This is a genomic window from Streptomyces sp. NBC_00457 (genome assembly GCF_036014015.1).
GTDB lineage: Bacteria > Actinomycetota > Actinomycetes > Streptomycetales > Streptomycetaceae > Streptomyces.
Genome location: NZ_CP107905.1, coordinates 6,492,738 through 6,513,636, shown reverse-complemented (window position 1 = coordinate 6,513,636; position 20,899 = coordinate 6,492,738). Strand labels below are relative to the sequence as shown.

General features: G+C 69.6%; 16 protein-coding genes and 1 pseudogene. 13 read left to right on the top strand and 4 right to left on the bottom strand.

Annotated elements, in window-relative coordinates; translation table 11 throughout:
* The first annotated feature begins 136 nt into the window (after positions 1-136).
* The 4 genes from OG828_RS29795 (at position 137) to OG828_RS29780 (ending at position 7,194) form a co-directional block, all read left to right on the top strand.
* Complete coding sequence (locus OG828_RS29795) at positions 137-1,867, top strand: LCP family protein (protein WP_328363409.1); 1,731 nt, start codon at positions 137-139, stop codon at positions 1,865-1,867.
* 81 nt (positions 1,868-1,948) lie between these two features.
* Positions 1,949-3,502 (top strand): LCP family protein, encoded by a 1,554-nt coding sequence (locus OG828_RS29790; RefSeq protein ID WP_328502859.1) that lies wholly within the window; start codon positions 1,949-1,951, stop codon positions 3,500-3,502.
* 280 nt (positions 3,503-3,782) lie between these two features.
* Positions 3,783-5,513 carry an LCP family protein gene (locus OG828_RS29785; protein WP_328440293.1) on the top strand — a complete coding sequence of 577 codons (1,731 nt, stop codon included), beginning with the start codon at positions 3,783-3,785 and terminating at the stop codon, positions 5,511-5,513.
* Between the two features lie 31 nt (positions 5,514-5,544).
* Complete coding sequence (locus OG828_RS29780; protein WP_328502858.1) at positions 5,545-7,194, top strand: LCP family protein; 1,650 nt, start codon at positions 5,545-5,547, stop codon at positions 7,192-7,194.
* A gap of 10 nt (positions 7,195-7,204) precedes the next feature.
* Here the strand turns inward: OG828_RS29780 and OG828_RS29775 are convergent, their stop codons facing one another.
* Positions 7,205-8,242 carry a glycosyltransferase family 2 protein gene (locus OG828_RS29775; RefSeq protein ID WP_328502857.1) on the bottom strand — a complete coding sequence of 346 codons (1,038 nt, stop codon included), beginning with the start codon at positions 8,240-8,242 and terminating at the stop codon, positions 7,205-7,207.
* A 141-nt stretch (positions 8,243-8,383) separates the two neighbouring features.
* Between OG828_RS29775 and OG828_RS29770 the strand changes: the two genes are divergently transcribed.
* The gene (locus OG828_RS29770) at positions 8,384-9,853 is read left to right on the top strand and encodes an LCP family protein (protein WP_443062443.1); all 1,470 of its coding nucleotides are present in this window, start codon (positions 8,384-8,386) and stop codon (positions 9,851-9,853) included.
* 236 nt (positions 9,854-10,089) lie between these two features.
* Entirely contained in the window at positions 10,090-11,364 is a 1,275-nt protein-coding gene (locus OG828_RS29765; protein WP_328440289.1) for an LCP family protein, read from the top strand.
* Between the two features lie 63 nt (positions 11,365-11,427).
* Here the strand turns inward: OG828_RS29765 and OG828_RS29760 are convergent, their stop codons facing one another.
* Together OG828_RS29760 and OG828_RS29755 are read right to left on the bottom strand one after the other, a co-directional pair.
* Positions 11,428-11,793 (bottom strand): four-helix bundle copper-binding protein, encoded by a 366-nt coding sequence (locus tag OG828_RS29760; protein ID WP_328363391.1) that lies wholly within the window; start codon positions 11,791-11,793, stop codon positions 11,428-11,430.
* Between the two features lie 136 nt (positions 11,794-11,929).
* Positions 11,930-12,721, bottom strand: a complete 792-nt coding sequence (locus OG828_RS29755) for an SAM-dependent methyltransferase (RefSeq protein ID WP_328502856.1) — start codon at positions 12,719-12,721, stop codon at positions 11,930-11,932.
* 87 nt (positions 12,722-12,808) lie between these two features.
* On the opposite strand from OG828_RS29755, the pseudogene OG828_RS29750 reads away from it, so the two are divergent.
* Positions 12,809-13,364 (top strand): annotated as a pseudogene (locus tag OG828_RS29750) (M15 family metallopeptidase).
* Between the two features lie 82 nt (positions 13,365-13,446).
* On the opposite strand, the gene OG828_RS29745 reads toward OG828_RS29750, so the two are convergent.
* Positions 13,447-14,604, bottom strand: a complete 1,158-nt coding sequence (locus OG828_RS29745; protein ID WP_282615163.1) for an acyl-CoA dehydrogenase — start codon at positions 14,602-14,604, stop codon at positions 13,447-13,449.
* 175 nt (positions 14,605-14,779) lie between these two features.
* On the opposite strand from OG828_RS29745, the gene OG828_RS29740 reads away from it, so the two are divergent.
* The 6 genes from OG828_RS29740 (at position 14,780) to OG828_RS29715 (ending at position 20,867) form a co-directional block, all read left to right on the top strand.
* A complete protein-coding gene (locus OG828_RS29740) occupies positions 14,780-16,123 on the top strand; it encodes a UDP-glucose dehydrogenase family protein (RefSeq protein ID WP_328363385.1) in 1,344 nt (447 codons plus the stop codon).
* Positions 16,124-16,429: 306 nt separating this feature from the next.
* A complete protein-coding gene (locus tag OG828_RS29735; RefSeq protein ID WP_328502855.1) occupies positions 16,430-17,134 on the top strand; it encodes a hypothetical protein in 705 nt (234 codons plus the stop codon).
* Entirely contained in the window at positions 17,131-18,534 is a 1,404-nt protein-coding gene (locus tag OG828_RS29730; protein WP_328363379.1) for a copper resistance CopC/CopD family protein, read from the top strand. Before OG828_RS29735 ends, OG828_RS29730 begins: the two co-directional genes overlap by 4 nt.
* 27 nt (positions 18,535-18,561) lie before the next feature.
* On the top strand, positions 18,562-19,548 hold the full coding sequence (locus OG828_RS29725; RefSeq protein ID WP_328440284.1) for a cupredoxin domain-containing protein: 987 nt from the start codon (positions 18,562-18,564) through the stop codon (positions 19,546-19,548).
* Between the two features lie 114 nt (positions 19,549-19,662).
* Positions 19,663-20,172 (top strand): hypothetical protein, encoded by a 510-nt coding sequence (locus OG828_RS29720; protein WP_328502854.1) that lies wholly within the window; start codon positions 19,663-19,665, stop codon positions 20,170-20,172.
* Positions 20,169-20,867 carry a plastocyanin/azurin family copper-binding protein gene (locus OG828_RS29715; RefSeq protein WP_328502853.1) on the top strand — a complete coding sequence of 233 codons (699 nt, stop codon included), beginning with the start codon at positions 20,169-20,171 and terminating at the stop codon, positions 20,865-20,867. The genes OG828_RS29720 and OG828_RS29715 overlap by 4 nt, the downstream gene beginning before the upstream one ends.
* Positions 20,868-20,899 lie beyond the last annotated feature (32 nt).

Genomic DNA, 20,899 nt, shown 5'->3' with positions numbered 1-20,899 from the left:
CGATCCGTGCGGTTAGTGTGAGCGCTTCGGTGCGCTCGACCTGGGGATTGCAGTCCCGGGCGGCGCACTGCTTGTACGAGACCCGAGCGCCGATGGGGGAGAAGGCGCCGCGCCCCGACGGAGGATTCGGACAACCGTGGACGCGCAAGGACGAGGGCAGCGGGACGACATCGATCCCGCGGACCAGTGGGTACTCAATCCGAACACCGGCGAATACGAACTGCGACTGACTCCTTCCGCACCGCAGTCGACGGTCCCCCGTCCCCGCCGACCGGCCCCCGGCACCGGAGCGCGGGTCCCCCGAAGCCGTACGGCGTCTCCCGAGGCCCCCGGACGCGCGGTTCCGCCGCAGCGCAGGCGCCGTGGGGCGCCGCCCGAGGAGCCGCTGCCCGGTCGGCGCGGACGGCGGCCGGCGAAGCAGAAGAAGGCGAAGAAGGTCCTGCTGTGGACCGGCGGCACCATGGCGTTCGTGGTGCTGGCCGCCGCGGGTGCCGGATATCTCTACATCGAGCACCTCAACGACAACATCACCTCCGTCTCCGACGACGGCGCGAGCACCGGCGGCTTCAGCAAGGACAAGGCGATCAACATCCTGCTGATCGGCACCGACAAGCGCACCGGGGCGGGCAACGAGAGCTACGGCGACTCCGGCAGCGTCGGACACGCCGACACCACGATCCTGCTGCACGTCTCCAAGGACCGGACGAACGCGACCGCGCTGAGCATCCCGCGTGACCTGATCGTCGACGTCCCGGACTGCCCGACGACGCAGGAGGACGGCAGCACGAAGACGATCCCGGCCACCGACGGCGTCCGCTTCAACACCAGCCTCGGCCAGGACGGCCGTACGCCCAGCTGCACTTCGCGGACCGTCACCGAGTTGACCGGGATCACGCCCGACAACTTCATGGTCGCCGACTTCAACGCGGTGAAGACGCTGACCTCCGCAGTGGGCGGCGTCGAGGTGTGTCTGGCCAAGGACATCGACGACCCGGACTCGAAGCTGCAGCTGTCGAAGGGCACGCACACGATCGAGGGCGAGGAGGCGCTCGCCTTCGTCCGCACCCGGCACTCGGTGGGCTTCGGCGGTGACCTGAGCCGGATCGGGCTGCAGCAGCAGTTCCTCAGCTCGCTGATGCGGAAGCTGAAGTCCAACGACACGCTCACCAACCCGTCGAAGATGATCAAGCTGGCGGAGGCGGGCACCAAGGCGCTGACCGTCGACTCCCAGCTGAACAGCATCGGCAAGCTGAAGGACCTCGGTCTGGAGCTGGGCAAGCTCAACACCAAGAACCTGACCTTCACCACGGTGCCGGTGATCGACAACCCGGCCGAGAAGGTGAAGGCGACCGTCGTCGTCAACGACACGACGGCGCCCGAGGTCTTCGACATGATCAAGAACGATGTGTCGTTCACCGAGGTCAAGGCGCAGAAGAAGAAGGAAGCCGCCGCCGTGGCCGCCCGACTGAAGGGCACCAAGGCCGACGCCTCCGAGGTGCGGGTGCGGATTCTCAACGGCGGCGCCGCCGCAGGCAGCGCGCAGGCGCAGCTGGCCTACCTGCAGAACGAGGCGGGCGTACTGAAGTCGGAGAACGCCGGAAACGCCGACGCCGAACTGGCGAAGACGACGCTCGAGTACTCCCCCGACCAGGCCGACCAGGCCCGCAGGCTCGCCGACATCATGGGCCTTTCCGGTTCCGCGCTGAAGCCGGGCGAGAGCGTGGAGAACGCCCAGGGCCTGCCCACGATGACCCTCACCCTCGGCAAGGACTTCGAGGGAGCCGGGGTGAAACTCAACTCCTCCTCGGGTTCGACGCCGGAGGGCGTGCAGAAATCCACGGCCGACAAGGTCGAATGCGCCAAATGAGGTGACCTGACGGGCCTGCTTCACGTCTCACAGGACGTGAAGCAGGCCCGTTTCACTGGCGCGAGGGTGGGAGAACAGCGGATGACGCTCAGCGTTGAGGAGAAGGAGGGGGCGCCATTCGGGCACCGTCGGCGGCCCAGGCGCAAGCACCGGGTGCTGAGATGGTCCGCGACGACGCTGTCGGTTCTGATACTCGGGACGGCCGGCGCCGGATACCTCTACTACCAGCACCTGAACGACAACATCGTGAAGGGCGAGCGCGCCAGCGGCGACTCCAAGGTGGGCAAGGCCGCGCCGAACGCCGCCGGGCAGACCCCGCTGAACATCCTGATGATCGGCTCCGACAGCCGTAACTCCGACGAGAACGTGGCGCTGGGCGGCAGCCGGGACAACCGCGGCAACCCGCCGCTCGGCGATGTGCAGATGCTCATCCACCTGTCCGCGGACCGCAAGAGCGCGGCCGTGGTGAGCATTCCCCGGGACACCCGGGTCGACATCCCCGAGTGCGAGGACCCCGACACCGGCAAGACGTTTCCGCCCACCGACACGATCATCAACGAGTCGCTGGCCCGTGGCGGAGCCGGCTGCACGCTGGCCACCTGGCAGAACCTCACCGGGGTCTACATCGACCACTGGATGACCATCGACTTCGCGGGCGTGGTGAGCATGGCGGACGCCATCGGCGGCGTCGAGGTGTGCGTGAAGCAGAACGTGTGGGACCGTCCGCTGCCGAATGTGCCCGGCGGCTCCGGTCTGAAGCTGACGGCCGGCCGCAAGAAGGTCGAGGGCAAGCAGGCGCTCCAGTGGCTGCGCACCCGGCACGCCTGGGGCAGCGACCCGTTGCGGGCGCGGGCCCAGCACATGTACCTGAACTCGATGCTCCGCACCCTCAAGCAGCAGAACGTCTTCAGCGACACCGGCCGGCTGATGGACCTGGCCGAGGCGGCCACGAAGTCCCTGACAGTCTCCCAGGAGATCGGCACCGTCAAGCAGCTCTACGACCTGGGCACCCAGCTCAGGACGGTGCCCACCGACCGCATCACCATGACGACCCTGCCCACGGTCCCCGACTCCCAGAACAGCGACCACCTGGTGCCGGACGGCGCCGCCGCCGAGAAGATCTGGTCGATGCTCCGGGACGACGTGCCCTTCGACGACAAGGGCGGCAAGGCGCAGCAGAAGAAGCCGGCGAGCGAGGAGCAGCCTGCCCCCGCTGTGAACAAGGCCGCGGTCGGCGTCCTGGTGCGGAACGCCACGCAGTCCTCCACCGCCGCCCCGGTCTCCGGTCGCGCCGGCGCGGTCGCCCAGGCCCTCGCGTCCAAGGGCTTCACCAAGGCCACGGCGGACACCTCGGCGACGCTCTCCGAGGACCGTACGGTCGTGCGCTACCCGAGCGCCGAGTTGCGGGGTGACGCCCATGCTGTCGCCAAGTCCCTGGGAATTCCCCTGAGTTCGGTGAAGAAGTCGACCGACGTCTCCGGTGTCACGGTCGATGTCGGCGGCGACTGGCGCACGGGCACCGCGTATCCGAAGCAGTCGGCGCCCAAGGCGGGGGATCTGCCGGGCAACTCCGATGAAATCAACGGCTCGGACGCCAAGCAGTGCATGGATGTGTACGCGCCCTACCGCTGGTGATTCGAACGCTGCGCGCTCTTCGTACGTACTGAAGGCTCAGGGGGGACTCGCACACCAGGACAGGGAACTCGCTTTCAGGGAAATGGGGTGGAATGACCGGTTGTAGGGTCGTGGAGTTTGTCACTGCCGCGCTCGATGCCCAACTGGGCGGATAGTGTGAGCGATTCAGTGATCCCCGGCCACGAAATCTGTCCTGGGGGTCGAGCACTGTGTTGACCAACACCCGTGCGCTTTCCGGGGGGAGAGCGCCGCGTGGCCCTGACGGAGGTTTCGGACAACCGTGGACGCGCAAGGCCGTGGGCGGGGGGACGACATCGATCCCGCAGACCAGTGGGTACTCAATCCGAACACCGGTGAATACGAACTGCGATTGAGCCCTTCCGCTCCGCAGTCGGCGGTTCCCCGGCCCCGCAGACCAGCCGCCGAGACAGGCACGGGTGCTCCCCGAAGCCGTACGTCCCCCAAGGCCCCCGGCCGCGACATCCCGCCGCAGCGGGGGCGCCGCGGGGTCCCGCCCGAGGAGCCGCTGCCCGGGCGGCGCGGGCGCCGGCCGGCGAAACAGCAGAAGTCGAAGGCGAAGAAGGCCGTGCTGTGGACCGGCGGCACCATGGCGTTCGTCCTGGTCGCCCTGGCCGGTGGCGGATACCTCTACCTCAAGCACCTGGAAGGCAACGTCGCCACGACGGACGTCGGCGACGCGGGCGCCAGCAACTTCAGCAAGGACGAGGCCTTCAACATCCTCATCATCGGCACCGACAAGCGGACCGGTGAGGGCAACGAGGGCTACGGCGACACCGGCAACGTCGGGCACGCCGACACCACGATCCTGCTGCACGTCTCCAAGGACCGCTCGAACGCGACCGCGCTGAGCATCCCGCGCGACCTGATCGTCGACGTCCCGGACTGTCCGACGACGAAGGAGGACGGCACCGAGACGGTGATTCCGGGAACGCAAGGCGTCCGCTTCAACGCGAGTCTCGGTGAGAGCGGCCGGGACGCGGGCTGCACCATGCGCACCGTGAAGGCGGCCACCGGTATACAGCCGAACCACTTCATGATGGCCGACTTCAACGCGGTGAAGACGCTGACCGCGGCCGTGGACGGCGTCGAGGTCTGTGTGGAGGACGCCGTCAACGACAAGCAGTCGAAGCTGGTGCTGCCCGCCGGCACGTCGACGGTCGAGGGCGAGCGGGCCCTCGCCTTCCTCCGTACCCGCAAGAGCTTCGGCAACAGCGGCGACCTGGACCGCATCAAGGTGCAGCAGCAGTTCCTGGGCTCGCTGATGCGCAAGATGTCCTCCGGCAACACCCTCACCAACCCCGCCAAGCTGCTGAAGCTGGCCGAGGCCGCCACCAAGGCGCTGACCGTGGACGAGCCGATCGGCAACGTCAACACGCTCAAGGACATCGCCCTGGAGCTGAAGAAGGTGCCGACGAAGAACATCACCTTCGCCACGATCCCGGTGAAGGACAACCCCGCCGAGGTGGTCAAGGCGACGGTCGTCGTCGACGAGGCGAAGGCGCCCCAGGTCTTCGACATGATCGCGAACGACATCTCGTTCACCGAGGTCAAGGCGCAGGAGAAGAAGGAGAAGGCCGAGGTCGCCGCCCGGCTGAAGGGCACCAAGGCCGCCGCCTCCGAGGTGCGGGTGCGGATCCTCAACGGCGGCGCCGCCGCGGGCAGTGCGCAGGCGGAGCTGGCCTACCTGCAGACCGAGGCGGGCGTCACCAAGTCGGAAAACGCGGGCAACGCCGAGGCAACGCAGGCGAAAACGACTCTGGAGTACGCTCCCGACCAGGCGGACCAGGCGCGACGGCTCGCCGACATCATGGGCCTGTCCGGTTCGGCGATGAAGCCGGGCCAGAGCGTGGACAACGCCCAGGGTCTGCCGACGATGACCTTGATCCTCGGCAAGGACTTCAAGGGCGCGGGCGTCAAGCTCAACTCCGCCTCGGCAGCGACGCCGGACGTGGACAAGTCCACCGCCGACAAGGTCCAGTGCGCCAGTTGAGGCCTTAGGGGCAACCTCAGGGGCCCGTCGTATGTCTTCCGGACAGACGGCGGGCCTCTGTGTGACGCCGGTGTGGGCGCAAAGGGTGGGGAGGACGGGCGAGTTGACGCAGAACGGTGTGCGGGAGGCCGTACCGGTCGCCGAGGGGGCCGGCGAGCGGGACGGCGGGGTGGACCGCGGTCGGCACGGCTCACGACGGCCGGGGCAGGGGCGGCGGGTTCTTCGCTGGTCGGCGATGACCCTGGCGGTCCTCATACTCGGCGCATCCGGCGCCGGTTACCTCTACTACCGCCATCTGAACGGCAACATCAAGCAGGACGAACTCAACCTGGGCGACAACAAGGTCGCCGAGCCCACGCCGAACTCCGCGGGCCAGACCCCGCTGAACATCCTGCTCATCGGCTCCGACGCACGGGACACCGAGGAGAACCAGAAGCTCGGCGGCGCCAAGGAGACCTTCGGCGCGACCCCGCTGGCCGATGTGCAGATGCTGGTGCACCTGTCCGCCGACCGCACCAACATGTCGGTCGTCAGCATGCCGCGCGACACCCTCGTCCAGATCCCGAAGTGCACCGACCCCGACGACGGCGAGGTGTACGAGGCGAGCGACGGCCGGGTGATGACCAACCGGAGCCTGGGCCACGGCGGTCCCGGCTGCACGGTGGCCACCTGGCAGGAGCTCACCGGCATCCACATCGACCACTTCATGATGGTCGACTTCGCAGGCGTGGTGTCGATGGCGGACGCCATAGGCGGCGTCCCGGTCTGTGTGGACGCCAACATCTACTCCAAGGACAGCCGGGGCCATGGCTCAGGTCTGAAGCTGGAGAAGGGCACGCACCCGGTGAAGGGCGAGCAGGCCCTGCAGTGGCTGCGCACCCGCTACGGCTTCGAGGACGGCAGCGACCTCGCCCGCGCCAAGGCCCAGCACATGTACATGAACTCGATGGTCCGCGTGCTGCGGGAGAACGCCACCCTGAGCAACCCGAACAAGCTGCGCCGCCTCGCCGAGCAGGCCACCGCGGCCCTCACCGTCGACCCGGGCCTGGGCACCGTAAAGGCGCTCTACGACCTCAGCAACGAGCTGCGGAAGGTCGAGCCGAAGCGCATCACCATGACCACCATGCCGAACCGGTACGTCGGCGCGCGCGTCGAGCCCACGGAGGACGCCGAGCAGCTCTTCCGGCTGGTGCGCGAGGACATCGCGCTGGACGGCAAGGACGCGAAGAAGCCCGGGAAAGCCGCCGAGAAGACCGCCGACGACCCCGCCGCCCCCGACTCCGAGATCGCGGTCCTGGTCCAGAACGGCACCGGGTCCGACACCCTCGCCCCGCGGAACGGACGCGCGAGCGACGTGGTCAACCTGCTCGTCGGCAAGGGCTTCGACGAGGCGATCGCCGACCCCGCCGCCGGGAGCGAGGCCACGACACTGGTCCGCTACCCGAGCGCCGAGCTGGAGGGCGATGCCCGCGCCGTCGCCAAGTCCCTGGGCATTCCGGCGAGTTCGGTCAAGCAGTCGACCGACGTCTCCGGTGTCACGCTCGTCGTGGGAGCGGACTGGCGCGAGGGTACGGCCTACAAGGCGCCGAAGACCGACGACACCACCCCGGACACGGCCGAGGCCCTCAACGGGGCGGACGACGAGGCGTGTATGCAGGTGAACCCGGCGTACACCTGGTGACGAGCGCCGCTCAGCGCGCGTCGGCGTCCACGCGCACCGCGGGACGCCGGCTCGCGATCACCTTGCGGGCCAGCGAGCGGGGGCTGGTCAGGAAGCCCCAGCCCCACGACATGTGCATGGTGGCGAGCGCGACGGGGATCTGCAGCCGTGCCTTCAGCGGCAGCCCCTTGCCCGCGGGGACGGAGCCGAGGACGATCGCCGCGAGATAGCCGCCGGGGACCACGAAGCCCCACGGCGTCACCAGCGCGCCCACGACCAGGCCCGCCGCGATGGCGCACACCGCGGTCGGCGGAGCGAGGTAGCGCAGGTTGATGGAGCCCTCGTGGTAGCGGGCGACAACGTGCCGCCAACGGCCGTAGTTCCGGTACTGCTTGGCGAGTTCGCGCATGCTCGGGCGCGGCCGGTACGACACCTTCAGCTCGGGCGAGAACCAGATCAGCCCGCCCGCCTCGCGGATCCGGAAGTTGAGCTCCCAGTCCTGGGCGCGGATGAACTCCTCGTTGTAGCCGCCCTGTTGCTCCAGCGCCTCGCGCCGGAAGACCCCGAGGTACACGGTCTCGGCCTGCTGCGCCTCGCCGCCGGTGTGGAAGGCCGCGTTGCCCACGCCGATCTTCGACGTCATCGCGGCGGCGACCGCGTGCTCCCAGTCGTTCTCGCCCTCGGCGTGCATGATGCCGCCGACGTTCTGCGCGCCGGTCTCCTCCAGGAGCCGTACGGCCGTGGCGATGTAGTTCGGCGAGAGCATGCCGTGCCCGTCGACGCGGACGACGATCGGATGGCGTGAGGCCTTGATCGCGGCGTTCAGCGCGGCGGGCGTACGGCCGGTCGGGTTGGGGACGGTGTGCACACGGGAGTCCTCGGCGACCAGCTCGGCGGCGATCTCGTCCGTGCGGTCCGTGGACGGACCGAGGGCGATCACGACCTCCATCTCGCCGGCGTACTCCTGGGCGAGGATCGCTTGGACGGCTCCGCGCAGATGCCGCTCCTCGTTGAGGACGGGCATGATCACGGACACGGCGGGGAGCTGCACGTCGGGCTTGGCGTTCATAGGAGGCTCACGTTACCGCGAATGGGGGACAGCGATGCGCCCCGCCGGTGGCGGTGCCCCGGGCCACAGATCGTATGGGCCTACGGTGCTCACAAATCGCACACCCAGCCCACCGTACGGCCCTCGCGGAGGTGTCCTTCCTTGCCCACGCCGCCCACGCCGCCTCGGTCCAGAGCCCAGACGCCGCGCCGCCACCAGCCGACGTCCCGTGCGCCGCGGCCGCCCGTACGGCGGAACAAGCCGCGCTGGGCCATGCGGGTGGTGACCACGCTGTCCGTGGTGGTCCTAGCCTCGGCCGGCATCGGGCACTCGGTGATCACCAGCCTCGACTCCGACATCGCCAGGGTCGACCCCTTCAAGGACATGAAGAACCGTCCGCAGGCCGGCGACGGCATGAACGTGCTGCTGGTCGGCACCGACAGCCGCGACAAGATCGGCGAGGCGGAGCGGCGCAAGTACCGGCTGGGCGGCGAGCCCTGCCACTGCACCGACACGATCATGATCGTGCACATCTCGGAGGACCGGGAGCGGGCGAGCGTGGTGAGCCTGCCGCGCGACTCGTACGCCGAGACTCCCCCGCATGTCGACCAGACCACCGGCAAGCGGCACCACGGCCACCCCCTCAAGATCAACGCGGCGTACGCGGAGGGCGGGCCGCAGCTGACCGTGCGGACCGTGGAGCACATGACGCATGTGAAGATCGACCACTATCTGGAGGTCGACTTCACCAGCTTCATGAAGACCGTGGATGTGGTCGGCGGCGTGAAGATCTGCCTCGCCGAGCCGATGAAGGACACGTACACCGGACTCGACCTGCCGGCCGGCACGCATCAGCTCAGGGGTGGTGAGGCGCTGCGGTTCGTCCGCTCCCGGCATGTCGACGGGGCCTCCGACCTCGGCCGGATGAAGCGGCAGCAGCGGTTCATGGCCGCGCTGATCGACCAGGCCACGTCGTCCGGGGTGCTGCTGAACCCGATCAAGTTCCGGGACGTGACGCGGGCGGTGCTCGGGTCCGTGCGGGCCGACAAGGGCTTCGGCACGGACGAGCTGCTGGACCTGGGGCGGGCGATGCGGAACTTCTCCCCCTCCTCGTCCGAGTTCACGACCGTGCCGATCGGCCAGATGGGATACGCCGTGAAGGACGTCGGTTCCACGCTGAAGTGGGACCCCGTCAAGGCGGACCGGATCTTCCAGGCCCTGCGCCAGGACAAGCCGCTGGCCCTGCAGCGCCCGAAGACCACGGCCGTCAGCGTGGAGGTGGCCCCGCAGCAGATCCGCGTCCAGGTGGAGAACGGGTCGCCCACGGCAGGGCTCGGCACCCGCGCGGACAAGCAGCTGGCGGCGACCGGGTTCCTGACCACCCGGCAGCCGGTGACGGCACGGGAAGCCGTGAAACGCACGGTCGTCACCTTCGACCCCCGCTGGGACCGCTCCGCGAAGACGCTGGCCGCCGCGCTGCCGGGGAGCGAGCTCCGGGCGGTCAAGGGGCAGGGGCCGATGCTGAAGGTGATCGTCGGGCCGGACTTCCGGGACGTGCGGAAGGTGCGGGCGGAGGATCCGGAGCAGACGGAGTCCGGGGTGGTACGGGGGGACGAGGTGAAGTGCGGCTGAGAGCCGGGGTCAGTCCTCGAAGCCCTCGCCCGCGCGCCGCTCCCGCGGCTCCATGAACCAGGGCCTGTCCGGTATGGCCGCGGTGTCGCAATCCATGACGCTGGCCTGGTCTGTCATGACCCCCACCTTATGCCGAGTCGACATGCGCGGACTTTGTGTCAGATTGGCAACAGCCGCGCCCTTATTTTCCGACGAACCTTGTAAGGGACACGGCCGTGCCCTGCACACTGGGGCCCATGAACGATTGGCCCGAGGCATGGTCCGACGACAACCGCGGCCGCCGGTACGGACACGGTAGCGCGAGCGCACAGCCCGAGGGCGCGCGCGTGATGCGGCAGGTCCGCCGCGGCCCGGCGGCCACGCCGCCCGGGCAGAGCGCGTACGGCGGCGGGGTCCCGCAGCAGCCGTCGTACGTCAATGGCGGCTACGACGACGCGTACGGCAACGACTACAACACAGGCCAGGTCTACGGCACCCCCGGCGGCGGGGGGCCGGGCGGCCCTGACGACCCGTACGGTCCGCGGCCCCGGCCGAACTGGCGACGCCGCATCAAGTGGACGGCACTCACGCTGGTGACGCTGCTGATCGTGGTGTCCATCGGCACGTACTTCTGGGCCGACTCCAAGCTCAACCGCGACGTCGACCTGTCGAAGGTGATCGACCGGCCGGAGGCGGGCGCGGGCACGAACTATCTGATCGTCGGCTCCGACAGCCGTGAGGGCTTGTCCGACGAGGAGAAGAAGAAGCTGCGCACCGGGTCCGCCGAGGGCAAGCGCACGGACTCGATGATGATCCTGCACACCGGCGACAACGGCCCGACGCTGATCTCCCTGCCGCGTGACTCGGACGTGGAGATACCGACCTTCGTCGGCTCCGAGTCCGGCAAGACGTTCCAGGGCACGGGCCGGCACGTGAAGTTGAACGCGGCCTACGCGGAGGACGGTCCCGAACTGCTCGTGCGGACCGTGGAGTTCAACACCGGCCTGCACATCGACCACTACGTCGAGATCGGCTTCGCGGGCTTCGCGAACATCGTGGACGCGGTGGGCGGCGTGGAGATCGAGATCCCCAAGGGCGGGATGAAGGACACCAAGTCCGGCGCGAACTTCCAGGCGGGCAAGCAGACCCTGAACGGCGAGCAGGCCCTGGCCTTCGTCCGCACCCGGTACGCGCTCGCGGGCAGCGACCTCGACCGGACGAAGAACCAGCAGAAGTTCCTCGCGGCCCTGGCCAACCAGACCGCGACGCCGAGCACGGTCCTCAACCCCTTCAAGCTCTACCCGACGATGGGCGCGGGCCTCGACACCCTCGTCGTCGACAAGGACATGAGCCTGTTCGACCTGGCCGACATGTTCTGGGCGATGAAGGGCGTCACCGGCGGCGACGGCAAGTCCATGAACATGCCGATCTCCGGCTCCTCCGGCGGCAACCTCGTCTGGGACGAGGCCAAGGTCAAGACGCTGGTCGGCCAGCTGAAGAACGACGAGAAGGTCACCGTCTCAAGCAACTGACGGGCACGGCACCCAGCATCAAGGGCACCCCTCGGGGTGCCCTTGAGCGCGTTCGGGCGAGCGTCACATCGTGGCGCCGGCCATCGTGCGGCAGGTCTCGGCACAGCGGCGACACGCCTCCGCGCACCGCATCATCTGGGGGTCCTCCGGCATGGACATACACGCCTCGGCGCACATGTCGCAGGCCTTGGCGCACATCGCGCACATCTCGGCCGACATCGGCGAGCGGCGCATCATCATGTCCGCGCACATACGGGTCGTCTCGGCGCAGTCCATGAGCGCGCGCATGATCTGCATCTGAGCCTGGCCGCCCATCTGCATACAGGAGCTCATGGTCTCCTCGCACACGCTGTGACACGTCATGCACGCCTCGACGCAGTCCTGCATCTGCTTGCTCATCGCGGTCATGGTGGTGGACTGCTGCTGCATGGTTCCTCCTCGGATCGGCGGGGCCCGGAGTCGGACCCTCGCCCTACCGTCGTACGCCCCTCCGCGCGCCCCCGCCATGGGACGGACGTAAGAATTCCACCATGCGTGCTGATTACGGGCATCCCGCCCGTACCGACTACGGCTTCCTGCCCACGCCGCCGAAGTGGGTGACCTCGGCACTCTCGCCCTCCGCGGCGTCGGGGCGCCAGCGGGAGCAGGTGACGATGCCGGGCTCCAGGATCTCGACGTCCTCGAAGAACCGGACGAGTTCGGCGCGGCTGCGCAGCGTCATCGGCGCGGTCCCCTGCCCGTTCCAGTAGTCCACCGCCTTGGTCATCGCCTCGCCGTCGACCTCGGTGGTGGGGTGGGAGACGACCAGGTAGCTGCCGGAAGGTACGGCGTCCAGCAGCCGGCGCACGACGGAGACGGCCTCGTCGGTACGCAGCACGAAGTTCAGGATGCCCAGCATGGTGATCGCGACGGGGCGGCTGAAGTCGAGCGTCTCGGCGGCGTCCCGCAGGATCGCCTCCGGGTCGTGCACATCGCCCTCGATGAAGACGGCGGCCCCCTCCGGCGTGCTGTTCAGCAGTGCGTGGGCGTGGGCGAAAACGAGCGGGTCGTTGTCCACGCAGACGATCCGGCACGACGGATCCACCCGCTGGGCGATCTCATGGGTGTTGTCGGTGGTGGGCAGCCCGGTCCCGATGTCCAGGAACTGCCGGATTCCCGCCTCCTCGGCGAGATACCGCACCGCACGCGTCAGAAACCGCCGGTCCGCGACGGCCGACCGGGGCAGCGCCGGCACGAGCGAAAGTATCCGGTCGCCGACCTCGGCGTCCACCGGGTAGTGGCCCATGCCGCCGAGCCAGTAGTTCCAGATCCGCGCCGAGTGCGACACATCGGTACGGAATCGCGAGGAGCCAATCATGCGACCAAGTTAAGGCCGAAAACGCACCCATGGGGGCGCCTCCCGAGGTTTGATGCGATTGGAGATGATCGCGTCATGAACGAGATCGTGAACGAGATCGTCCTGATGGCGGACCCGAGGGTCGCCGCCATACCCGTCGCGGAGTGCGGCGAACCTCTCGTCGACGTCCGCCGCGAAGGCTCGCTGCTGGTGGACACCCGCAAACAGGACCCGTCCGCCGCCTTCGCCCACCTGCGGAAAGGCGTCCTGCAACGGCTCATCGAGGCCCAGTCGCTGCTCCCGCAGGGCCTGCGCCTGCTCTTCGTCGAGGGCTACCGGCCGCCCTCCCTCCAGCGCACGTACTTCGAGGAGTACGCCGCCGAACGGACCCACTCGGCGGCAAGCGCTACGTCTCCCCAACCGAGATCGCCCTCCACAGCGCCGGCGTCGACCTCACTCTGGCCGAACTCTCCTGCTGCGAGCTGGACTTGGGCATCCGCCTGAACGCGAGCCCCGAGGACAGCGAGGGCGACTGTTACACCGACGCCGCAATATCAGCGGGGAGGCCAGGGCCAACCGGGAGACGCTGGGTGCCGTGCTCGCGGCCGCGGGGCTGGTGAACTACCCAACGGAGTGGTGGCATTGGACCTTCGTGACTGGCTGACGTACGACGACAGCCCCCGGCGTGCCGCTGCCGGGGGCTGTGCGTGTGGCCTTCACGAGCCTTGTCGGGCCCAAGAGTCCTGTCAGGGAAGGTTCCTGGCCATCACGATCCGCTGGACCTGATTCGTACCCTCATATATTTGTGTGATCTTCGCATCGCGCATCATCCGCTCCACCGGATAGTCACGCGTGTAGCCATACCCACCCAGCAACTGGACCGCGTCCGTCGTGACCTCCATGGCCACGTCCGAGGCGAAGCACTTGGCCGCCGCGCCCTGGAAGGTGAGGTCGCGGTCGCCGCGTTCGGACTTGGCGGCGGCGGCGTACGTGAGCTGACGGGCGGCCTCGATCTTCATGGCCATGTCCGCCAGCATGAACTGGATGCCCTGGAACTCGGCGATCGCCTTGCCGAACTGCTTGCGCTCCTGGACGTAGCCCTTGGCGTAGTCGAGGGCGCCCTGGGCGATGCCGAGGGCCTGGGCGGCGATGGTGATGCGGGTGTGGTCGAGGGTCTTCATCGCCGTGGCGAAGCCGGTGCCCTCCTCGCCGATCATGCGGTCCGCGGGGATGCGGACGTTGTCGAGGTAGACCTCGCGGGTCGGGGAGCCCTTGATGCCGAGCTTCTTCTCGGGGGCGCCGAAGGAGACGCCCTCGTCGGACTTCTCGACGACGAAGGCCGAGATGCCCTTGGAGCGCTTCGTCGGGTCGGTCACCGCCATGACCGTGTAGTACTCGGACACGCCCGCGTTGGTGATCCAGCGCTTCACGCCGTTCAGCACGTAGTGGTCGCCGTCGCGGACCGCCTTGGTCTTCATGCCGGCCGCGTCGGAGCCCGCGTCCGGCTCGGAGAGGCAGTACGAGAACATTCCGTCGCCCTTGGCGAGCGGCGTCATGTACTTCTTCTTCAGGTCCTCGGAGCCGGAGAGGATCACCGGCAGCGAGCCCAGCTTGTTCACCGCGGGGATGAGGGAGGAGGACGCGCAGACACGCGCCACCTCCTCGATCACGATCACCGTGGCGAGGGCGTCGGCGCCCGCGCCGCCGTACGACTCCGGTACGTGAACGGCGTGCAGGTCGTTGGCGACCAGCGCCTCCAGCGCCTCCTGCGGGAAACGGGCCTCCTCGTCCACCGCTGCGGCGTACGGCGCGATCTTCGCCTCGGCCAGCGAGCGGATGGCGTCACGGAGCATGTCGTGCTCCTCGGACGGGCGGTACAGGTCGAAGTCAGCCGATCCGGCCAAGGTCTCTCACGCTCCAAAGCTGTGATGCTGGCGCTAATTACCGTTAAGTAACTCAAATTTTAGAGGCAGGCTCACGGGACGGGGACGTGAGCTTGGCGACAGCGGGAAAACTGCCCGTCAGACCCTCCGACTATGCTCGGCCCCGCACTGCCGACGAAGACTCCTGGAGCACCCCATGGCCCTCAAGATCACCGTGATCGGCACCGGCTATCTCGGCGCCACACATGCCGCGGCCATGGCGGAGCTCGGATTCGAGGTGCTGGGCCTCGACGTGGTGCCCGAGAAGATCGAGATGCTGCAGCGGGGCCAGGTCCCGATGTTCGAGCCGGGCCTCGAGGAACTGTTGAGCAAGCATGTCGCGGGCATGGAAGGGTCCTCCGGCCGGCTGCGCTTCACGATGGACTGGGCCGAGGTGGCCGCCTTCGGCGACATCCACTTCGTGTGCGTGAACACCCCGCAGCGCCATGGCGAGTACGCGGCCGACATGAGTTACGTCGACAGCGCCTTCGAGCTGCTCGCCCCGCATCTCACCGGCCCCGCCCTCGTCGTCGGCAAGTCCACCGTCCCCGTCGGCTCCGCCGAGCGCCTCGCCGCCTACCTCGCCACGCACGCGCCGGCCGGCGCCGACGCCGAGCTGGCCTGGAACCCGGAGTTCCTGCGCGAGGGCTTCGCCGTCCAGGACACACTGCACCCCGACCGGCTCGTCGCCGGCGTACGCAGCGAGCGGGCGGAGAAGCTGCTGCGCGAGGTGTACGCCACGCCGATCGCCGAGGGCACGCCCTTCGTCGTCACCGACTTCCCGACCGCCGAGCTGGTGAAAACCTCCGCGAACTCCTTCCTGGCGACCAAGATCTCGTTCATCAACGCGATGGCCGAGGTGTGCGAGGCCGCGGGCGGCGATGTCGCCAAGCTCGCCGAGGCGATCGGGTACGACGACCGGATCGGCAAGAAGTTCCTGCGGGCCGGCATCGGGTTCGGCGGCGGCTGTCTGCCGAAGGACATCCGGGCCTTCATGGCACGCGCGGGTGAGCTGGGGGCCGACCAGGCGCTGACCTTCCTGCGGGAGATCGACTCCATCAACATGCGGCGCCGCGGCGCGATGGTCGAGATGACGCGGGAGGCGCTCGGCGGCGGCTCCTTCCTCGGCAAGCGGGTCGCCGTGCTCGGCGCCAGCTTCAAGCCGGACTCGGACGACGTCCGTGACTCGCCCGCGCTGAACGTCGCCGGGCAGATCCACCTCCAGGGCGGCCAGGTCACGGTGTACGACCCGAAGGGCATGGCGAACGCCCGCAGGCTCTTCCCGACGCTCGGCTATGCCGACACCGCCGTCGACGCCGTCCGGGGCGCCGATGTCGTACTCCATCTCACCGAGTGGCGCGAGTTCCGCGAGCTGGACCCGGCCGCGCTCGGCGAGGTCGCCACGGCCCGTGTCCTGCTGGACGGGCGCAACGCCCTCGACCCGGAGCTGTGGCGGCGGGCGGGCTGGTCGTACCGCGCGATGGGGCGTCCGACGGCCTGACCAAGGAATTCATGTCGGCTTCCGGGGCGGATTTCACCGGGGGATTTGCTTGATGACAGAGACCACCCCGCTTGCCGCCCCTCCCCGAAACCCTCAAACGTGGTTCGAATTCAATTCGAGCAATGTGAGGGAATTGCACACCCTCAACCCGAATTCTTCACGGCCGAATTGCGCGTATTGACATCGGTGTCGCCCCATCTCACAGCGCACCCCCACCTGAAAGAGAGGCAGGCAACAAGCGCTTAACTGCCGCGTAGTCATGCGGACTCCACGCCACCCCCCAATGGTCCCCATTCACTGACGGGAATGACCAGACCATGCCAGGAGTGGGTGATCATGCCCTTGTTCCGCAAGGCGCAGTGGCCGACAGACCACCGGGACGAATTCGTCGCGGGGGCCCTCGTCGGGGCGGTGGTGATCGTGCTCGGGTACGCGTCGGGTATCGGCCCCTCCTCCGTCCCCGGCGCTGTCGAGGCCGCCGCTCCCCCTCCGTCGCCGCCCGCGGCCACGGCTCCGCCGAGCGGCACGACGCCGGCTCCCGGGGACTCCGGGCCCGGAGTTCCGGGCTCCGAGGTTCCGGTGGGCGGCGGGGTGGTGCCGGTGCCCGGCGGAAGCGGCGCGCACGCCGGGCACGACAGCGGCGCGGGGCACACCGGCGACGGCTCCGGACACGACCACACCGCTTCGCCCGGCCCCGGCACCACGCCCTCCCCCTCCCCGTCCCCATCGGGCTCCGCGCCCACGGAGCCGCCGCAGGGCGACGACACCTGCCAGAACGGCGAGGTGCGCCTCGTGGCACCCGTCCTCACCGGCCTCACCGAGCCGCTGTTCGGCCTCTTCAACGGCACCGACGAAGGCACGGGCAACGAGACGGACGACGAGACCCCCGAGCCCTCCGGCTCCCCCTGTGTCGGACTCGTCACCCCCACCGGACTGCTCGGCATCTCGGGCACCGGCACCGGACTGTTCGGCATCACCAACGCCTCCCCGCCGCCGGAGGCCACCCCATGAGCCGCACGACCCGCCGCCGCGCCCTCCTCCTGCTCCTCCTCACACCGCTCCTCTACGGCCTGTTCGGCTCTGCCCCCGCCGCCGCCCACACCGAGCTGGTCCGCTCGGCCCCCAAGGACGGCGCGGAACTCACCAGGGCCCCCGACCACCTCACCCTCGTCTTCGACGAACCCGTCGACCTCGCCGACGTCCGCGCCATGACGCTCGACGGCGACCGGCTCCCCGTCGCCCGTGCGGCGCAGGGCGGCAACGACACCGTGCGGGTGTCCCTCGGCCGTCCCGCGGACGGCGAACTCGCCGTCGTCTGGTCCGTCGTCGACGAGGAGGACGGCCACGCCTCCTCCGGCCGGCTCACCTTCACCGTCCGCACCGAGAGCGCGGAGAGCACCGCAGGGCCGGCGGGGACGGCGGCCGTCGCCCAGGACCGCGGCGACGAGGCCACCGCACCTTCTCCCTCGTCCCCGGTGCGGAAGAGCCTCGTCGCCGCTCGCTGGACCGGCTATCTCTCGCTGGCCCTGTTCATCGGAGGGCTCGCCTTCGTCGCGCTGCTGTGGCCGCGCGGCGCGGACGAACCCCGGGCGCGGGCGCTGCTCACGCTGGCCTGGGCGGGCGGACTGCTGTCGACGGTCGCGGCGATCGGACTCCAGGGCGCGTACTCCCCCACGCTCGGCTTCGCTCGCGCGGGGGGACCCCCACCTTTCGGCGGCCTGGGAGACGTACTGCGCCCGGCGACGTACGCGGACGTCCTCACCACCGAGCCCGGCATCGCACTCGCCGCGCGCGGACTGCTGTGGGTGCTCGCGGCCGTGGTGCTGAGCGCGCTGCTCCAGGGCGGTGCGGGCACGTCCCGCTCACCGGGCTGGCGCGTGGGCGCTCTCGCCGTGACCCTGGGACTGCTCCGCACGACCGGCATGCGGGGCCACAACTCTGAGGGTAGCGAGCCGACTTGGGGCGCGATCGCCGATCTCGTCCACCTCCTCGGCGCCGCCCTGTGGATCGGCGGCCTGGCGATGCTCACGCTGGCCGTACTGCCGCGCCGCGAGCCCGGCGAACTCGCGGCGGTGGTGCCCGGCTACTCACGGCTCGCGGCCGTCTCCGTCGCCGCGATCGCCGCCGCAGGGCTGGTGCTGGCCTGGCAGGTCGTGGGGTCGTACGACGCCCTGCTGCACACCTCGTACGGACAGCTGCTGCTGGTCAAGACAGCCGTGCTCGGCGGCGTCCTGGCGGCCGCCCAGTGCAGCCGCCAGTGGGTGCGCACCCGCCTCGATCTCGCCGTGCTGTTGCGCGGCGACGCCGCCACCGTGCGGCCCTTCGGTGTCTCGGTCGCGGCGGAGACGGGGCTCGTCCTCGTCGTACTCGCCGTGACGAGTCTGCTGGTCACGGCCGATCCCGGCCGCTGAACTCCCCTAGAAACAATAGGAGTTGAAGTGAAAAGTAGTAATGAGACCGGTGACCGGCGGCGCAGGCCGCCGATCGGGAACCGGTCCCTGCTCGTCGCGGGACTCGGTGCGGCCGTGGCTGCCGTCCTCAGCCTCGGGCTGCTGGCGGCCTCGGGTTCCACCACGGCAGCCTCCCAGGAGGCAGCGGGCGCGGCTCAGGCGCCCGTTGCCGCCGCCGAGGCCCAGCCCGCCGCTGCTGCTGCCGCCGACCACCAGGTCGACATCATGAGTTACAAGTACGGCGACGGGAAGCAACTCGTCGTCGAGGTCGGCCAGACCGTCCAGTGGACCAACCACGACAGCGCGCCGCACACGGTCACCACGACGAAGGCCCCGGTTTCCTTCGACTCGGGGTCGCTGGAGCAGGGCGAGTCGTGGTCGTACACCTTCACCAAGGTGGGGACCTACGAGTACTACTGCGCCGTGCACCCGGACATGGTGGCGTCGGTGAAGGTGGTCGCGGCCTCCGACGGCGGCGGCTCGACGCCGACGCCCACGGCCACGGCCACGCCGACATCGACCCCCACCGCCACCCCCACGGCGACGCCGACCGCCACCCCGACCACCGGGCCGACGGCCACCCCGACGGCCACGGGCGGCACCGGTGACGGCGGCGACGAGCAGTGCGCCAGCGTCCAGAACGTGCTGCTGCCGATCCTCCAGCACCTCTACTCGGCGCACCTGGAGCAGTCCCCGGGCCAGCAGGTCCAGGACGCGCTGGCGCTCGACTCGTACATCAAGATGCACACGGTGTGGGTCGAGAGCATCCTCAAGCCGGCCATCGAGGATGGCAGCACCGTGCTCGACAGCACGCTCAGTGTGTTCCTTGCACACGTCAACTCCGCCCACCTGGAGGAGTCGCTCGGGCAGCAGATCACCGATCTGCTCGACATCGACAGCTACGTGAAGATGCACACCGTCTGGGCCGAGCACATGCTCACGCCCACCACGGACTTCCTCACCACCAACTGCTGACCCTCCCCCGAAGGCGGACGCCGGTCCGGCCGAGGCTCAGTCGGCCGGACCGGCGCCCGCCCCATTCTCCACAACTCCGCCATAGCTCGGGAACCGCTTTCAAGGAGATCCGGGATGACGACCGTCACCCTGCCCACCGTCCCGCCCCCGCCTCAGTCGCGTGGCACCGCGTCCGCCCTGCCGCTGCCCGGCCGGTACACCGTGGCCCCCGGCCGCTCGCTCGTCGAACTCACCGCCTGGTACGGCCCGTTGCCCACCCGGCGTCGGCGCATCACCCTCGCCTCGGCCGCGTTGACCGTGCCCGACGATTCCGAACGCCCCGCCCTGCGCTTCGAGTTCGAGGGCCTCGACCGGGCCGACGCCCCGGTCGCGCTCACCTCCGAGGACATCGAACCCCTCGACGGCGGACGGCGGCTGCAGCTGACCGGCGACCTGGAGCTGAGCGGGATCCTCTTCCCCGCCCTGCTGCGTCTGCGCGTCGTGGAACGCGCCGACGACCGGCTGCTCGTGGTGGGCACCGCCCGGCTGCCGTACCGGCTGCTGCGCCGGGCGACCGGGTTCCGCCTGGGCCTGCTGCGCCCAGCCACGCGGCTGCGGCTGCTGGTCGCCGCGGAGTTCGCGTGAAAACGGCACGGTGGGCGGCCCTGTCCGCCGTACTCGCCCTCGTCGCCCTCCTGGTGGCCGTCCCCGGCGAAGCGTCGGCGGCCACATACCAGGTGACGATGAAGGGGTACGCCTTCGTGCCCGCGCGCCTGACCGTCCCCGCCGGATCCACGGTGACCTGGACCAACCAGGACACGGCACCGCACGACGTGAAGACCACCTCGGGCCCGGCCTCGATCCACTCCCCCATGCTGGACAAGGGCGAGAGCTGGAGCTTCACGTTCGGCACGGCGGGTTCGTACGGCTACTACTGCACCGTGCACCCGGACATGACGGCCGGGATCACGGTCCGGGCGGCGGCACCCGCCACCTCCGCGGCGCCCACGCGGACCCACACTCACCAGGAGACGAGCACGGGCGGGCAGCAGGAGGACCACTCCGAGCATGCCGAGACGGCCACGGTCGGGCCGACGGCGAGGGCGCCGCGATCGCCCTCCTCAACCCCGTCCATGGCCATGCCCACGACCACCGCCGCGGCCGTGCCGTCCGCCTCGCCCACGGTGGCCGCGGCTGCTCCCCAGACGCAGCCCGTCGCCTCGGCCCGGCCACTGGACCCGCTGCTCATCCTGACCGGGATCGTCGCCGGGGTCGCCGTACTGTGCCTCCTGTTGGTGGGCTCCCGGGCGGCCGCTCCGCGCGGAAGGAACGAGACCTAGCCGTCCCGGGCGCGGGACCCGTCCCGGAAGGG

Coding starts and splice junctions, on each gene's coding strand:
- OG828_RS29790 (WP_328502859.1), top strand. CDS start 1,949: ATGACGCTCAGCGTTGAGGAGAAGGAGGGGGCGCCATTCGGGCACCGT.
- OG828_RS29780 (WP_328502858.1), top strand. CDS start 5,545: ATGTCTTCCGGACAGACGGCGGGCCTCTGTGTGACGCCGGTGTGGGCG.
- OG828_RS29775 (WP_328502857.1), bottom strand. CDS start 8,242: ATGAACGCCAAGCCCGACGTGCAGCTCCCCGCCGTGTCCGTGATCATG.
- OG828_RS29765 (WP_328440289.1), top strand. CDS start 10,090: ATGAACGATTGGCCCGAGGCATGGTCCGACGACAACCGCGGCCGCCGG.
- OG828_RS29760 (WP_328363391.1), bottom strand. CDS start 11,793: ATGCAGCAGCAGTCCACCACCATGACCGCGATGAGCAAGCAGATGCAG.
- OG828_RS29755 (WP_328502856.1), bottom strand. CDS start 12,721: ATGATTGGCTCCTCGCGATTCCGTACCGATGTGTCGCACTCGGCGCGG.
- OG828_RS29740 (WP_328363385.1), top strand. CDS start 14,780: ATGGCCCTCAAGATCACCGTGATCGGCACCGGCTATCTCGGCGCCACA.
- OG828_RS29735 (WP_328502855.1), top strand. CDS start 16,430: ATGACCAGACCATGCCAGGAGTGGGTGATCATGCCCTTGTTCCGCAAG.
- OG828_RS29730 (WP_328363379.1), top strand. CDS start 17,131: ATGAGCCGCACGACCCGCCGCCGCGCCCTCCTCCTGCTCCTCCTCACA.
- OG828_RS29720 (WP_328502854.1), top strand. CDS start 19,663: ATGACGACCGTCACCCTGCCCACCGTCCCGCCCCCGCCTCAGTCGCGT.